This window comes from Bradyrhizobium lupini (assembly GCF_040939785.1).
In the GTDB taxonomy this organism is placed as follows: domain Bacteria; phylum Pseudomonadota; class Alphaproteobacteria; order Rhizobiales; family Xanthobacteraceae; genus Bradyrhizobium; species Bradyrhizobium canariense_D.
The window spans coordinates 6,465,111-6,480,686 of the sequence record NZ_CP162553.1 but is presented as its reverse complement, the minus strand read 5'-3'; the positions used below and the strand labels follow the sequence as shown (position 1 = coordinate 6,480,686).

The following is a 15,576-nucleotide window of genomic DNA, read 5'->3' as shown; positions in this document are numbered from 1 at the left end:
CATGTCCACGTTCAGTTCGGCTTTTCGTCCCCGTCGCATCGCGATCTCTGCCCTGCTGCTGGCGACGTGCGCGCTGGCGAGCGGCTGCTCCTCGATCGACCGTCTGTCGCAGATCGGCGAGCAGCCGAAGTTGTCGGCGATCGACAATCCGACGACGCAGCCCGGTTACAAGCCGGTGCAGATGCCGATGCCGAAGCCCGAGGTCGCCTCCTACAATCCGAACTCGCTGTGGCGCAGCGGCAGCCGGGCCTTCTTCAAGGACCAGCGTGCCCATCAGGTCGGCGACATCCTGACGGTGGCCGTGAACATCACCGACAAGGCCAATATCGAAAACGACACCCAGCGCAGCCGCACCAACAAGGAAGATTCCGGGATCACCGACTTCATCGGCGCCAAGACATTGGGGGCCCAAGCGCAGAAGGTGTTGCCCGGCCGTATCCTCACCGCCGACTCGACCGCGTCCAGCGAGGGCAAAGGAAGCGTGGACCGCAAGGAAGCGTTGCAGACCAACGTCGCGGCGGTCGTCACCCAGGTCCTGCCCAACGGCAACCTCGTGGTCGAAGGCAAGCAGGAGATCCGCGTCAACTACGAAATCCGCGAGCTCATCGTCGCCGGCATCGTCCGTCCCGAAGACATCCAGAGCGACAACACAATCGATTCCACCAAGATCGCGCAGGCCCGCATCGCCTACGGCGGCCGCGGCCAGATCATGGACGTGCAGCAACCGCGCTACGGCCAGCAAGTCATGGACGTGCTGCTGCCCTTCTAGCTTCTCCCGAGCTCCCACATCGTGTTCGCGAACCTAGGCGCGGACGACGATGTACGACGCGGCCCTCGCTAGCTCCCCTGGCGAGGGCCGCATGTATTTTGGCGATGGCTGCATACAGCGCTCAGCGACGCGCGATTGTAGCGACGCCGCTATCCCCTCTCCGCCCCCTCGACTGTCATCACCCGCGAAGGCGGGCGATCCAGTATTTCGAGACGTCAGCGATGAACCGAGAAGCCGCGGCGTACTGGATTCCCCGCCTTCGCGGGGAATGACGACGCAGTGCCCGCGGCGCCTACGTAAACTCCGCCTCCACCGTTCCCAGCCCGTCCAGCTCCATCCGCACCTTGTCGCCGGCCTTCAGCCACAGCGTCTTGACCAGGCTCCCCGTCAGCACGAGCTCTCCCGCGTGAAGGCCCTTGCCCTCGGCGGCCAGATGGTTGGCGAGCCAGGCGAGTGCGTTGTGGGGATGGCCGAGCACGTCGGCGCCGGTGCCGTGGCTGACCTCTTCGCCGTTGACGATAGCGCGGCCTTTGATGGCCTTCAGGTCCGGCACCGACGAGCGCGGCACGATCTCGCCCAACACGCAGCCGGCGGCGAAGAAATCGTCGGCGATCAACGTCGGCGCGCCCATCGTTTCCCACTTCACATAGCGGTCGTCGACGATCTCGATCGCGGGATGATAGGCCTCGACGGCTTCGCCGACCCATTCGGCCGTGAACGGCGCCTCGCCGGCCGCGAGATTGCGCTTCAGCCGCACCGCGATCTCGCATTCGACGCCGACGCGGACATAGTCGGCAGCCGCGAGCTGCACGCCGCTGTCGTGCACGCCTTTCTGGAACACGCCGCCGCCGCATGGGTGTGGAATCCCGATGTAATCCTGCATCACCTGGCTGGTGCAGCCGATCTTGTAACCGACCAGCGGGCCGGCATGCGGCAGCAGCAGATCGTGCAGCGCCCGCTGGACCTGATAGCCCTCGGCTTCATCGGCCGGAGGAACTTCGAGCGCCGCGAGCGGCGCATGGTTGCGGCGGGCCAGCGCGATCGCCTTTGCGGCTGCGAGAATTCTGTCCATCGGCGCCGGCTCCTACACACCACAATCGAGGGCGGCACTTCAGCATCCCCGCCGGGGCGTGACAAGCGCAGGGCGCGCGCGGCAGCAGGTCATGCCAGCCCAGGCTGGATGAGATGCGGACGCTGATCGTCCACATCATGGCAAGCCTCACGGGCGGCGCCGGCGTTTAAGGAAATATTGAGCTGGTCCGGGCTTTATGGGGATGCACGCCTTGTAGCGTCGCAACAGGCCTGATTGCAGCAATGTATGAAGCTGCTGGATCAGCGCCTCAGCATTCGAGTCGATGTCCTTGATGCGACTCGCAAAACCTCTCGCACCTGAAGTGAAGGCTGTTTCTCATCCGAACTCACGTGAGTTCGGAGGAGTTGAGTCTAGCCCATTGATCGCGATTCACTTTTCGCGATTGCGCCCGCGCGCCTAAACGCGCGGTTGCAAGCGACAGGCAAAATGCTGATCACGGCGCGAAAAGGCGCACCTTGCGTTCAAAAAACAAAGAGCCGCATCGCTGCGGCTCGCACTCTATTCGTCGCGATAGACCTTCTCGCGTTTCTCGTGGCGCTCCTGCGCCTCCACCGAGAGCGTCGCGATGGGACGGGCCTCGAGCCGCTTTAACGAGATCGGCTCGCCGGTGTCCTCGCAATAGCCGTAGGTGTTGTCCTCGATACGCTGGAGCGCGGCGTCGATCTTGGCGATCAACTTGCGCTGGCGGTCGCGGGCACGGAGCTCGATGGCGCGGTCGGTTTCGGACGATGCCCGATCGGCGAGATCGGGGTGGTTCACATTCTCCTCCTGCAGGGCTTGCAGGGTGAGCTTGGACTCTTTGAGGATCTCATCCTTCCAGGCGAGGAGCTTCAGGCGGAAGTACTCCTTCTGCCTGTCGTTCATGAAAGGCTCTTTTTCGGTCGGTCGGTAGTTTTTCAACTTTTCCAAGGGCGGCCTATCTGTCTAAGCAACGACTCGTACACGGAACGGGGTCCGCTGAGCGGGGCGTTATATAGCGGCCTCCTGTGACAGACAATGTTTCCCTGATCGCCCGACCGGCGCCCCCAAGCCCTTGCACAGGAAGCTTTATCCTGGAGGGCCCGGGAGCGGCCGACGGCCTAGTAGCCGACCGTGAAACGCTGCCTCTCATGGGCCGGCCGCTCGATCTCGTCGGCGAGCGCGATGGCGTAATCCGCGAAGGTGATCCGGCTCTTTCCGTTCGCATCTGCGAGAAGCTGATCCGTCCCAAGCCGGAATTTGCCGGTGCGCTCTCCCTCGATAAACAGGGCCGACGGCGAGATGAAGGTCCAGTTCAGCTCCTTTTCCTGCCGCAGCAGGTCGAGAAAGGCTGAACCCGCCTCCGCCTCAGCCTTGTACTGAGCCGGAAAACCGGGAGTTGTCACCAGCTTGACGCCCGGAGCGACCTCCAGACTGCCGGCCCCGCCGACGACGAGGTAACGGCCGACCTTGGAGTCCTTGGCCGCGCCGATCAGCTTGAGCGCGTCGCTGGCCAGGAAGTGCACGGAACTCACGGCGACGTCGTGCCCGGCCCACAGCTTGGCAAGGGCTGGCTGGTCGAGCACATCCCCCTTGGTCGGCGTGGCGTTCGGCAGGACCGCGATCTTCTCCGGGTTGCGGGCGATGGCCGTAACCGCGTGGCCGCGGCGGGACAGTTCCTTGGTGATCTCCGACCCGGCCCGGCCCGAGGCGCCGGCAACTGCGATTTTCATGCAAGGCTCCTTTGCTTCTGTAGTAACCAACGGTGACTAAATATCGCAAAGAGCGCTGGTGTTAAGAGAGCACTTTGTGCTTACCTGATTACACGGGAGTAACCGGCGGCGGCCGGCAAATCAGCGGAATGGATCGTGAGGACCCGACGATGAAGCCAGACGTCTATGCAGCGAACTGCCCCACGCGACAGATCCTCGACCGCGTCGGTGACAAATGGGCGGTGCTGATCCTGCTGCTGCTGCGCGAGGATCCGATGCGCTTCAATCAATTGCGCCGCACGATCGAAGGCATTTCGCAGAAGATGCTGAGCCAGGTTCTCAAGTCGCTCGAGCGCGACGGATTGATCAAGCGTCACGCCATCGCAACCGTGCCGGTGACCGTGGAATATTCGATCACGCAGCTCGGCGTGACGCTCGCCGCCGCCGTCGATCCGCTGCGCGATTGGGCCGAACAGAATCTGAAAGACGTGCTCGCCGCCCAGCGCCGCTATGACGCGCAGTTGAAGGATGAAGCGGCGTAAGCCGCTACGCCTGCCCGGCCTTGGCGAGCTCGACCTCGACGCGCAGCTCGATCTCGGACAGCACCGAATCCAGGCCGGAATCGCCGGAGGACGATTTCAGGTTCGCCGCAGCGTCACGCAGCCGCATCACGGTCGTGGCGTCGAGCTTGCCGGAGAGGAGCCCCATCTTGAGATCGTCGAGCACGTCGAGCGCGGTCTTTCCGCGCACGACCGAGCGCTTGCGACGCTCGACGGGATCCTCCTCAATGCCTTGCAGCGCGAGCAGCCCGTCGATGTTGGCGGCCGCCTTCGGTGCGGCGGCGCCTCGCGTCTCCGGCGCCGACGAGGTGTCGGGTAGCACGAAGGTGCCTGAGCTCGTCCGCCTGGCCTGGCTGGCCGGCGTTCCAAGCGTGGTGCCGTTCGGTCCGTAGATGCGCATCGGAAGCAATCCGGGTGATCGATGCGCCACATTCGCCGTTTTATGGTTAACGGCCCGTAAACAGCTCGGCAAAATCTGCCGACAGGCGGCAGTTTCGCTCCTCAGGGACAACGCAGGCTGAGGTCGCTCGAAACAGATTTATTCAACCTATTCAGCGACCTACCCCCGCTGCCCCGAGTTGGCACAGTGCTCGCAAGGACAGCGTCGGACCAGCTCGTCATGGGAGTGTCGTGACGGTCCTTTGATTTGAGGAGCCTCGGGGAGCAGAGGATGCCAAGCGTTCGTTGGGTGAGACTTGTGGGGGTGGCCTGCGCCGCGCTGTCAGCGCTGGCGCTCTCGGTCAATTCTGCAAGCGCGACATCGCGCATCAAGGATCTCGCCAACATCGAAGGCGTGCGGCAGAACCAGCTCATCGGCTACGGGCTCGTCGTCGGTCTCAACGGCACCGGCGACACCCTGAACAACATCCCCTTCACCAAGCAGTCGCTGCAAGCGATGCTCGAGCGCATGGGCGTCAACATCCGCGGCGCCACCATCCGCACCGGCAACGTCGCCGCCGTGATGGTGACAGGCAATCTGCCGGCCTTCGCCACCCAGGGCACGCGCATGGACGTCACCGTCTCCGCGCTCGGCGACGCCAAGAATCTCCAGGGCGGCACCCTGCTCGTCACCCCGCTCCTCGGCGCCGACGGCAACGTCTATTCGGTCGCACAGGGCTCGCTCGCGATCTCAGGCTTCCAGGCCGAAGGCGAGGCGGCGAAAATCGTGCGTGGCGTGCCGACCGTCGGACGCATTGTCAACGGTGCCATCATCGAGCGCGAGATCGAATTTGCGCTCAATCGCCTGCCGAACGTCCGGCTTGCGCTACGCAATGCCGACTTCACCACGGCCAAGCGGATCGCCGCCGCGATCAACGACTATCTCGGCGTCAAGACCGCCGAGCCGATCGACCCATCGACCGTGCAGCTTGCGATCCCGCCGGAGTTCAAGGGTAACGTCGTCGCCTTTCTCACCGAGATCGAGCAGCTCCAGGTCGATCCGGATCTCGCCGCCAAGATCATCATCGACGAACGCAGCGGCATCATCGTGATGGGTCGCGACGTCCGCGTCGCCACCGTTGCGGTCGCACAGGGCAACCTCACCGTCACGATCTCCGAGAGCCCGCAGGTCAGCCAGCCCAACCCGCTGTCGCGGGGGCGGACCGTGGTCGCACCACGCAGCAGCGTCAGCGTCACCGAGGACGGCAAGAAGTTCGCCGTCGTCAAGGACGGCGTCTCGCTTCAGCAGCTCGTCGACGGCCTTAACGGTCTCGGCATCGGCCCGCGCGATCTCATCAGCATCCTGCAGGCGATCAAGGCCGCCGGTGCGATCGAAGCCGACATCGAGGTGATGTGATGCAGACCGGCATGGTCAACACCGCACGGCTCGCCAGCTCCGCCTTCTCGGTGGAGAGCCGCAATGGCCGGCCGGACTTCGATCTCGCCGCGGCACTGCAAAAGGTCTCGCCGAAGCAGCAGGCCAAGGCGCAGAAGATCGCCACCGACTTCGAGGCGATGTTCCTCAACAGCATGTTCTCGCAGATGACCTCGGGCCTGAAGGGCGAAGGCCCGTTCGGCGACACGCCTGGTACCGGCGTGTGGCGCTCGATGCTGACCGAGCAATATTCCAAGAACTTCGCCAACGCCGGCGGCGTCGGCATCGCAAGCGACGTCTATCGCACCCTGATCATGCAGCAGGCAAAAACGATCCGCACGGCATAAGGTCAAACGAGATGAACCATTTCAACGCCTCGCGTCAGCCCGTGCAAGCGCAGCGCCCGAACACCGCACCCGGCAGCGCCGAGTCGCGCAAGATCGCCGAGCAGTTGATGGATGCGATGAGCGCCCTGCTCGGTCTGATCGAGCGCGAGACCGAGCTCGTGCGCGCCGGCCAAGTCCGCGAGGCGATGACCCTCGAGAGCAAGAAGCAGGAGCTGTCGCGAAACTATGTCGGCGCCGTCACCCGGTTGAAGGCGAACCAAGCCCAGCTCGCCAAATCCGCGCCCGAGCTGCTCTCGACGCTGCATCGGCACCACGATGCATTCCGCGCGATGCTCCAGGTCAACCTCACCGTGCTCGCAACCGCTCACGCCGTGTCGGAGAGCGTCGTGCGCGGCGTCAACGCCGAGATCCAGAAGCGCAACGTGCCGAACACCTATACGGCCGCGGGACGACGCGCCACGCCGGGCCCGCGCCACATCACGCCGCTCGCGGTCAGCCGCTCGCTCTGAGCGCGCGCAACAACAAGCGACAATTTTATGAAAAACCGCGCGGCAACATCGTCGCGCGGTTAGGCACGTTTCCTTACCGGATGTTCAATCCCGGTGTTCCATGGTTGCGTATTGAGAGGGGTTGGGATTTGACTCACGTGAGGCAACCAGGAGGCTGCCATGAGTACAGATTTCAGCATCAGGCCGGTGGGGATACCGGTTGCCGTGCAGATCGTAGCGACGTCGAATGCGGCGGCGAACGAGGCCGTACAAACCGATCTGCCCGTGAGCCAGACAGTGGCCGCTGGCGAGGCGAGCGCGCCTGCACGCAATGATTTGCGAAGCAACGAGAACGTCTCACGCCAGGTCGTGTTCGACCAGGCGGCGGCGTCGTTCGTCTTCCAGGTCGTCAACGACAGGACCGACGCGGTGGTCAACCAGTTCCCCGACGAAGCAATGCTGCGCCGGCGGGCCTATTTCCATGCGCAGGATTTGAAATCCGAGCCCTCGCGTCCGGCCAGCACGGACCGCAGCGCCTGACAATCAGGCGTCGAGCGTCGCAACGGCAACATCGAGATCGCTCGAACCGGTCGCGGGACCGGTGACGACGTTCCTGATCTGCGTCTTGCCGGTATACGTCAGCATGAATTTGGTGTCGCCGAAGAAACGAGCCGTGCTCGATCACGGACGGCCGGACAGACCAGCGGCGATATTGCGGTTGATCTCGATCAGCGGACGGAAATGATCGAACTGCGGGCTCATCTGCAGTGCGGCGGTCTGGCTCAGCACGAACACGCTGATGTTGGCGATCTTCTGCCGGACGTCGATCGGCTGCGGATTGTTCTCGCGCATGGCCTCGCTCAGGAAAATCGTCCAGAGCTTGCGATTGAACATCAGAGCCTGCGTGGTCTGCTCGCTGAACGGCTCGGCGCTGTTGATCGCATCCTGAAGCTTGTTCGCGGCCTTGAGCAGGGTCTGCGCTTCGATGTCGCGAGGAGATGCGGTGGTCGTTGCAACACGCGCGTAGGCCGAGGCAGCGGAATTCGACATCAATCACACCCTGGAGGTTACCCAGCCCGTTGAACGCGCTTAAGGATTTCTTTCCCGACCCTAGGCAGCACCGCTTAAGATTTGCTTACGTGAGTGCTTGGAGGGGCTCCGGATAAATACGGGCCCGGAGTCCTTCGTCGTGAAGCTAGATGCGCGGATGCATGCTGTAAACACGCTTCCATGATGCGCATCAATCGCGATCCTGCCTTACCGATCTCAATAAAAACGGCGGAGCATGAGCCCCGCCGCGATATTCCGATTCAGTATCTTGCGCTCCGAGATTAGCGGAGCAGCTGCAGCACGCTCTGTTGCGACTGGTTGGCCAGCGACAGCGCGGACACCGCGATCGACTGGCGGGTCGACAGCGCCTGGCTGTTCGCCGCTTCCTCGTTGGTGTCGGCGAGCGTCAGGTTGGATGAGCCGGTCTGCAGCACGTTGATCAGGTTCTTCGAGAAGTCCTGGCGCACCTGCACGATCGAGAGGTTGGAGCCGAGCGCGGAACCTTCCGAGCGCAGCGTGCTCGAGGCCGCGTTCAGGCTCGTCAGCACCTTGTTGGTTGCGCCGTTGTCGATGAAGTCCGTGCCGGGGACGAGATTGCTGAGGCCGAGCCCCGCTGCGTTGAACACCACGCCATTGATGCCGAGCGTCGAGCTGCCGGTCTCGTTGAAGACCAGCTTCAGCGTGTCGCCGTTGAGCAGGTTGACGCCGTTGAAGGAGGAGTCCTGCGAGGTCGTGTCGATCTGCGCCAGGATGTTGTTGAACTGGCTGACCAGACCGGAGCGCGCCGTCTGTGCGACGGGATCCTGGATCGGGGGCTGTGCGGTGGTGAAGGCGAGCACACCGGTGAGCGTACCGCCGACCGCGCCGCCCGCGGCCGTCGAACCGAGTGTCGAAGAGGCGTATTCGTTGACGGTGGTGACGGTCAGCACGCCGTTGGCGTCGATCGTCGCCGTCAGATGGTTGGCCTGAAGCTGCACGTTGAGCTGGTCGAGCGTCTTGACCGTGCCGTTGGTGCCGTCACCGAAGGTGACGTTCACCGGCGTGCCGCCGTTGAACGAGCTGAAGGTGAGCGTCTTGCCGCTGACGCCGCCAACGCCGGAGGTGCGCGCCGCGCTGAAGGCGGTCGCCGTTCCGGTGTTGCCGCTGAGGCCGAATGCGGCGAGCGCATTGCCGGTGCCGGTGATCGAGAGGTCGGCGTTGATGCCGGTCGAGAGCGCCAGCTGGCCGCTGGTATTCACCGAGGACGGGATCTGGCCTGCGGTGGTCGAGAGCGTCGCGGCACCCAGGAAGATGCTGGCGGTCTTCACGCCGGTAGCAAGGTCGATCGAATTGAGCAGGTCAGTCAGCGTCGCGCTCTGGAGATAGATGGTCGAGTTGCCGTTGCCGTCGGTGACGATGTTGCCGCTAACGCCGCCGGAGGTCACGCTCGTGGCCGATTGCGGCGTCTCGGCGTTCTTGAAGGTAATGGTGTGGCCGTCGATGTTCAGCGTCGAGCCATCCTTGACGAGACTGCCGAGCGAACCCGCAGTCGTCTGGCGGTTGGCGCTCACGCTGGCATTGCCTGCGCCGGTCGCCGAGGTCAGTCCGAGCGCCTTCAGGAAGTCGGCCTTGCCAGTCACGCTCAAATCGGAACCGGTCGAGCTCTTCAGCGTAACCGCGCCCGCGGTAATGGACGACGGCGTCTGGGCCGTACCGACTGTCGCGCCGCTCGTCGCGATCGTGGCGGCGCCTGCGCTGATCGTCGCTGTCTTGACCCCGCTGGCAAGGTCCACCGCGCTGAGGAGGTCATTGACCGTAGCTGTGGGAGCGCCAGTCGTTCCCATGTAGATGATCGAATTGCCAGTGCCGTCCGTGGCGATATGGCCGCTCGGGTCGAGGCCCCAGCCGGTCGGCTGCGCCGAAGGTGCAGCACCGGTGCGGAACGTGACCGTCTTACCGTTCACGGTGATCGAGTCGCCGTCTGCCGGCGACGATCCGAACGTGGTCGCGGCGGTCGCCCCGATCAGCGTGTTGGTGCCGGCGAGGTTCGTGGCGTTGTCGGCTGCCTTGGCAACCGCGCCGGTCAGTGTGCCGGCGGTCGATCCGAGCGACGCACCGAGCGAGGCGCCTGACGTTACCGGCGTCACGCCGCCAGGTGCGCCGGTATAAAGCACGTTGCTGTTGGCGGTCGCGCTGGCATAGGAGGTCGTGCCGCGGAGATCGGCGGGCGTCGCACCGGGAATCGTGGTGGAGACGTTCGATTTGGTTGAGTAGCCGACCGTGGTCTGCAGCGCCTGGTTGGCGATTGACTTCGCAGAGTCGATCAGCTTCTGCAGCGAGGTGATGCCGGTGTTAGCGGCCTGGAGCACCTGGACACCGTTGTTGATGCCATCGAGCAGGTTGCTGATGTCGCTCGCCCGGTTATCCAGTCCCTGCGCCGTGAAGAAGTTGGTGGGATTGTCGAGCGCGGTGTTGACCTTCTTGCCGGTCGACAGCCGCTCCTGCGTCGTGGCCAGCAAGTCGGCCGTCGACTGCAGCGACAACAGGTTCTGGCGAACGGACGCCGAGAGAACGATGTTGGACATTGGCAGGTCTTCCTCTTGAACCGGATACGAATCGGCCACGCGGGTCTGGAAGCGGGCTTTTGTCCAGTATTAGAGCCTGTCCTTTAAAGTATGGTTAACGCCGGTTTAAGGGATACGGTTAATGCGGGGTTAGCGCCCCCTCCCCCGGTCTCACGCGGTTCCTGCGCCAAAAAGAAAGCGGCGGGGCCGAAGCCCCGCCGCTCGTAGTTATTGTTGTAATTACAGATACTTATTAGCGGAGCAGCTGGAGCACGCTTTGCTGCGAGGTGTTGGCCAGCGACAGCGCCGAGACCGCGATGGACTGGCGGGTCGACAGCGCCTGGCTGTTGGCCGCTTCAGTGTTGGTGTCGGCCAGGGTCAGGTTGGACGAGCCGGTCTGCAGCACGTTGATCAGGTTCTTGTTGAAGTCCTGACGGATCTGCACGACCGAGAGGTTCGAACCAAGCGCCGAGGCTTCCGACCGCAGCGTGCTGGACGCCGAGTTAAGGTTGGACAGCACCCTGTTGGTTGCGGCGTTGTCGATGAAGTCGACACCGACGCTCAGCGAGGCGAGGCCGAGACCCTTGGAGTTGTAGGTCACACCCGTGATGTTCAGGCTCGACTTGCCGGTCTCGTCGAACACCAGCTTGAGCTGGTCGCCGTTCAGCAGGTTGACACCGTTGAACGAGGAGTCGACCGAGGTCGTGTCGATCTGGTTCAGGATGTTGTTGTACTGCGAGACCAGGTTTGCTCGGGTCGACTGGGCCACGACATCCTGCACCGGAGTGGAGGCGGTCGTGAAGGTCAGCGACGAGGTCAGCGTACCGCCGATCGCACCACCTGCGACCGTCGACCCAAGAGTCGAGGACGCATAGTCGTTCGAGGCAGAAATCGTGAGCAGACCATTGGCATCGATCGTCGCGGACAGATTGTTGGCCTGGAGCTGCGAGTTGAGCTGATCGAGTGTCTTGACCGTGCCGTTGGTGCCGTCGCCGAAGGTGACGTTGACGGCGGTGCCGCCATTGAAGGCGGAAAAGGTCAAGGTCTTGCCGTTGATGCCACCCGTGCCGGACGTGCGGGCCGCCGTGAAGGCCGACGCATTGCCGGTGTTGCCGGCGAGACCGAACGCGGCGAGCGCGTTCCCAGTGCCGGTGATCGCGAGGTCGGCGTTGACGCCGGTCGAGAGTTTGAGCTGCCCGCTCAAGTTGATCGACGAGGCGATCTGGCCCGTCGTCGTCGTCACGGTCGCGGTGCCGCTGGCATTCGATGCAGACTGCACGCCGGTGGCAAGGTCGATCGCCTTCAGGAGGTCGGCAACGGTGGCGCCGCCGAGATAGACGGTCGAGTTGCCGCTTCCATCGGTGACGAGGTTGCCGGCAACGCCGGAGCCGGCCGGAACGTTGGCCGGAACCGGCGCATTGCCATCCTTGAAGCTGATGACATGACCGTCGACGTTCAGCGTCGAGCTGGTCTGGAGCAGCGAGGACAGCGTACCGGTGCCGGTGGTGCGGTTCGCCTGCACCGTCGCGGTGCCCGAACCCGCCGATGCGGTGAGGCCCAGCGCCTTCAGGGCGTCAGCCTTGCCGGTCAGCACCAGATCGGCGCCGGTCGTGCTCTGCAGCGAGATCTGACCGCCCGTGATGCTCGATGCGGTCTGGCCCGCAGTCTGAGCGAAGGCCGCCGTGCCCGCGGTGGAGGTGATCGTCGCCGTTTGCGTGCCGCTGGCGAGATCGAAGGCGTTGACGAAGTCGCCAACCGTGGTGTTGGCATTGAGGTAGACGGTCGAGTTGCCGGAGCCGTCGGTGACGACGTTGCCGAAGACACCGCTGGTGCCACCGATCAGAGTGGCTGCACCTGGGGTCGCCGCGGACTTCACGGTGACGGTCTTACCGTTGACGCTGAAGGTGTCGCCGTCAGCGAACTTGGTGGTGGCCTGCGTGGTCAGCGCGCCACTCGCACCGTAGATCAGCGTGGTGCCGGAGATGTTGGCGGGGGTACCGGCGTTGTCCTGCGTCACGGCGCCGGTGAGGACACCCGAGACACCGCCGAGCTTCGTGGTCGAAGCCGCAGCGGTCGCACCGCCGGCAGCGCCGGAGTACAGCACGTTGCTGCTCGCGGTCGAGCTGGCATAGGTAGTCGTGCCGCGAAGGTCAGCAGCAGTCGCGCCGGCGATCGTGGTGGAGACGCTGGACTTCGAGGAATAGCCGACAGTGGTCTGCAGCGCCTGGTTGGCGATCGACTTTGCGCTGTCGATCAGCTTCTGCAGCGAGGTCAGCCCGGTGTTGGCGGCCTGCAGTACCTGCACGCCATTGGCGATGCCGTCGAGCAGATTGTTGATGTCGCTGGCGCGATTGTCGAGTGACTGCGCGGTGAAGAAGTTGGTGGGATTGTCCAGGGCCGAATTGACGCTCCTGCCGGTCGACAGACGGTTCTGCGTGGTGGCGAGGAGGTCGGCGGTGGACTGGAGAGACAGCAGGTTCTGACGAACCGACGTGGATAGAACGATACCGGACATAACTCTTACCCTTCTGGTTTACGCGTCTTCGTTCGATCGCTTCGGATCGAGTGACGGGGACAGCGTGCCGCGACATGGCTAACAAAGGGTGAAACAACACGCGCCCGCATTAAGCGCGGGTTCACCATAAGCGCGCGGAAGGCGTAGTCGCGGCCGGCAATTAGGCTGAAATCATTGGCATTTATCCGCGCTTACTCTCCATTAACCATAACCACTGGTTACTTTTTTCAGAGCACTGCGTGGCTGCGAAATGTCGGCTGACGCACGAAAAAAAAGCGGCGGGGCCGAAGCCCCGCCGCCATGTCTTGCTTGCGATGTCGTCCGCTTCTTAGCGGAGCAGCTGCAGCACGCTCTGCTGCGACTGGTTGGCCAGCGACAGCGCGGAGACCGCGATGGACTGGCGGGTCGACAGCGCCTGGCTGTTGGCCGCTTCAGTGTTGGTGTCGGCCAGGGTCAGGTTGGACGAGCCGGTCTGCAGCACGTTGATCAGGTTCTTGTTGAAGTCCTGACGAACCTGCACGATGGTCAGGTTCGAACCAAGTGCCGATGCCTCCGAACGCAGCGTGCTCGACGCAGTGTTCAAGTTTGTCAGCACCTTGTTGGTCGCAGCGTTGTCGATGAAGTCCGTCCCTTGTGTCAACGCGGCGAGACCCAGACCCTTGGAGTTGTAGGTCACACCCGTAATGCTCAAGCTCGACTTGGCGGTCTCGTCGAACACCAGCTTGAGCTGATCGCCGTTCAGCAGGTTCACACCGTTGAACGAGGAGTCCTGCGAGGTCGAGTCGATCTGCGCAAGGATGTTGTTGTACTGGCCGACCAGGTTCGCACGCGAGGTCTGGGCAACCGTATCCTGGACGGGGGTCGAAGCCGTCGAGAAAGTCAGAGCGCTCGTCAGCGTGCCGCCGATTGCGCCACCGGCCGAAGCCGAGCCGAGCGTCGAAGACGCGTAGTCGTTGGTTGCATTGATGGTCAGCAGGCCGTTGGCATCGATCGTGGCAGTCAGGTTGTTGGCCTGGAGCTGCGTGTTGAGCTGATCGAGCGTCTTGACCGTGCCGTTGGTGCCATCGCCGAAGGTGACGTTGACCGCCGTGCCGCCGTTGAAGGAGCTGAAGGTCAAGCTCTTGCCGTTGATGCCACCCGTGCCGGCGCTACGTGCCGCGGTGAAGGCCGAGGCCGTGCCGGTGTTGCCGGCCAGGCCGAACGCCGACAGCGCGTTGCCGGTGCCGGTGATCGCGAGGTCGGCGTTAACGCCGGTCGAGATCTTGAGCTGGCCGCTCGAGTTGATCGACGAGGCGATCTGGCCGGTCGTCGTCGTCACCGTCGCGGTGCCGCTGGCGTTGGACGCAGACTGCACGCCGGTGGCAAGGTCGATCGCCTTCAGGAGGTCGGCCGCGGTGGCGCCGCCGAGATAGACGGTCGAGTTGCCGCTGCCATCGGTGACGAGGTTGCCGGCAACGCCGGAGCCGGCCGGAACGTTGGCCGCCGCGGGCGCATTGCCATCCTTGAAGCTGATGACATGGCCGTTGACGTTCAGCGTCGAGTTGGTCTGGAGCAGCGAGGACAGCGTACCCGTGCCGGTGGTGCGGTTCGCCTGCACCGTCGCGGTGCCCGAACCGACCGATGCGGTGAGGCCCAGCGCCTTCAGGGCGTCAGCCTTGCCGGTCAGCACCAGATCGGCGCCGGTCGTGCTCTGCAGCGAGATCTGACCGCCCGTGATGCTCGATGCGGTCTGGCCCGCAGTCTGAGCGAAGGCCGCCGTACCCGCGGTGGAGGTGATCGTCGCCGTCTGCGTGCCGCTGGCGAGATCGAAGGCGTTGACGAAGTCGCCGACCGTCGTGGTGGCGTTGAGGTAGACCGTCGAGTTGCCCGAGGTATCGGTGACGACGTTGCCGAGCACGCCGGTGGTGCCGCCGATCAGGCTGGCTGCCGTCGGGGCGGTCGCCGCCTTCACAGTGACGGTCTTGCCGTTGACGCTGAAGGTGTCGCCGTCAGCGAACTTGGTGGTGGCCTGCGTGGTCAGCGCGCCGCTCGCACCGTAGATCAGCGTGGTGCCGGAGATGTTGGCGGGGGTACCGGCGTTGTCCTGCGTCACGGCGCCGGTGAGGACACCCGAGACACCGCCGAGCTTCGTGGTCGAAGCCGCAGCGGTCGTACCGCCGGCAGCGCCGGAGTACAGCACGTTGCTGCTCGCGGTCGAGCTGGCATAGGTCGTCGTGCCACGCAGATCGGACGCGGTCGCGCCGGCGATCGTGGTGGAGACGTTGGACTTCGAGGAATAGCCGACAGTGGTCTGCAGCGCCTGGTTGGCGATCGACTTTGCGCTGTCGATCAGCTTCTGCAGCGAGGTGATGCCGGTGTTGGCAGCCTGCAGCACCTGCACGCCGTTGGCGATGCCGTCGAGCAGGTTGTTGATGTCGCTGGCGCGGTTGTCGAGCGACTGTGCCGTGAAGAAGTTGGTGGGATTGTCCAGGGCCGAATTGACGCTCTTGCCGGTCGACAAGCGGCTTTGGGTGGTGGCGAGAAGATCAGCGGTGGACTGGAGAGAGAGAAGGTTCTGACGAACCGACGAGGAGAGAACAATACCGGACATTGAGTGTTACCCTTCTGGTACGCGACGCAACAAACTTCGATTAGGATTAATCGATGTCCGGGACGGTGAACACAGACGGCTAACAAAGCATGAAGCGTGTCGCGCCAGTCCTTGCGCGGATTCACCATATGAGCGATC

At 63.8% G+C, this 15,576-nt stretch carries 14 protein-coding genes; 6 read left to right on the top strand and 8 right to left on the bottom strand.

What is annotated here, in order from left to right:
- Position 1 precedes the first annotated feature (1 nt).
- Entirely contained in the window at positions 2-769 is a 768-nt protein-coding gene (flgH, locus tag AB3L03_RS30780; RefSeq protein ID WP_018456424.1) for a flagellar basal body L-ring protein FlgH, read from the top strand.
- Positions 770-1,061: 292 nt separating this feature from the next.
- On the opposite strand, the gene AB3L03_RS30775 is transcribed toward flgH, so the two are convergent.
- The 3 genes from AB3L03_RS30775 to AB3L03_RS30765 form a co-directional block, all read right to left on the bottom strand.
- Positions 1,062-1,841: a 2-keto-4-pentenoate hydratase gene (locus AB3L03_RS30775; RefSeq protein WP_085349416.1), complete on the bottom strand. Its 780-nt coding sequence runs from the start codon at positions 1,839-1,841 to the stop codon at positions 1,062-1,064.
- A 519-nt stretch (positions 1,842-2,360) separates the two neighbouring features.
- Positions 2,361-2,726: an RNA polymerase-binding protein DksA gene (gene dksA, locus AB3L03_RS30770; RefSeq protein WP_008554760.1), complete on the bottom strand. Its 366-nt coding sequence runs from the start codon at positions 2,724-2,726 to the stop codon at positions 2,361-2,363.
- A gap of 215 nt (positions 2,727-2,941) precedes the next feature.
- The gene (locus tag AB3L03_RS30765; RefSeq protein WP_085349417.1) at positions 2,942-3,553 is read right to left on the bottom strand and encodes an NAD(P)-dependent oxidoreductase; all 612 of its coding nucleotides are present in this window, start codon (positions 3,551-3,553) and stop codon (positions 2,942-2,944) included.
- Between the two features lie 149 nt (positions 3,554-3,702).
- Here AB3L03_RS30765 and AB3L03_RS30760 point away from each other — a divergent pair, with 149 nt between their 5' ends.
- Positions 3,703-4,074 (top strand): helix-turn-helix domain-containing protein, encoded by a 372-nt coding sequence (locus tag AB3L03_RS30760; RefSeq protein WP_026233175.1) that lies wholly within the window; start codon positions 3,703-3,705, stop codon positions 4,072-4,074.
- Between the two features lie 4 nt (positions 4,075-4,078).
- On the opposite strand, the gene AB3L03_RS30755 is transcribed toward AB3L03_RS30760, so the two are convergent.
- Complete coding sequence (locus AB3L03_RS30755) at positions 4,079-4,492, bottom strand: flagellar assembly protein FliX (protein WP_368507629.1); 414 nt, start codon at positions 4,490-4,492, stop codon at positions 4,079-4,081.
- Positions 4,493-4,762: 270 nt separating this feature from the next.
- Between AB3L03_RS30755 and AB3L03_RS30750 the strand changes: the two genes are divergently transcribed.
- The 4 genes from AB3L03_RS30750 to AB3L03_RS30735 all read left to right on the top strand — a co-directional run bounded on the left by AB3L03_RS30750 (position 4,763) and on the right by AB3L03_RS30735 (position 7,280).
- Complete coding sequence (locus AB3L03_RS30750; protein ID WP_026233176.1) at positions 4,763-5,887, top strand: flagellar basal body P-ring protein FlgI; 1,125 nt, start codon at positions 4,763-4,765, stop codon at positions 5,885-5,887.
- Positions 5,887-6,252: a flagellar assembly peptidoglycan hydrolase FlgJ gene (gene flgJ / locus AB3L03_RS30745; protein WP_085384327.1), complete on the top strand. Its 366-nt coding sequence runs from the start codon at positions 5,887-5,889 to the stop codon at positions 6,250-6,252. The genes AB3L03_RS30750 and flgJ overlap by 1 nt, the downstream gene beginning before the upstream one ends.
- 11 nt (positions 6,253-6,263) lie before the next feature.
- On the top strand, positions 6,264-6,761 hold the full coding sequence (locus tag AB3L03_RS30740) for a hypothetical protein (protein ID WP_085358967.1): 498 nt from the start codon (positions 6,264-6,266) through the stop codon (positions 6,759-6,761).
- Between the two features lie 159 nt (positions 6,762-6,920).
- Complete coding sequence (locus AB3L03_RS30735) at positions 6,921-7,280, top strand: hypothetical protein (RefSeq protein ID WP_085358969.1); 360 nt, start codon at positions 6,921-6,923, stop codon at positions 7,278-7,280.
- A gap of 141 nt (positions 7,281-7,421) precedes the next feature.
- Here AB3L03_RS30735 and flaF read toward each other — a convergent pair whose 3' ends face one another.
- The 4 genes from flaF to AB3L03_RS30715 form a co-directional block, all read right to left on the bottom strand.
- Positions 7,422-7,790 (bottom strand): flagellar biosynthesis regulator FlaF, encoded by a 369-nt coding sequence (flaF, locus tag AB3L03_RS30730; protein WP_007612319.1) that lies wholly within the window; start codon positions 7,788-7,790, stop codon positions 7,422-7,424.
- A 281-nt stretch (positions 7,791-8,071) separates the two neighbouring features.
- The gene (locus tag AB3L03_RS30725) at positions 8,072-10,354 is read right to left on the bottom strand and encodes a DUF1522 domain-containing protein (protein ID WP_085358971.1); all 2,283 of its coding nucleotides are present in this window, start codon (positions 10,352-10,354) and stop codon (positions 8,072-8,074) included.
- A gap of 232 nt (positions 10,355-10,586) precedes the next feature.
- On the bottom strand, positions 10,587-12,848 hold the full coding sequence (locus AB3L03_RS30720) for a DUF1522 domain-containing protein (protein ID WP_368507628.1): 2,262 nt from the start codon (positions 12,846-12,848) through the stop codon (positions 10,587-10,589).
- A 328-nt stretch (positions 12,849-13,176) separates the two neighbouring features.
- Complete coding sequence (locus tag AB3L03_RS30715) at positions 13,177-15,438, bottom strand: DUF1522 domain-containing protein (protein ID WP_317246105.1); 2,262 nt, start codon at positions 15,436-15,438, stop codon at positions 13,177-13,179.
- Positions 15,439-15,576: the final 138 nt, after the last annotated feature.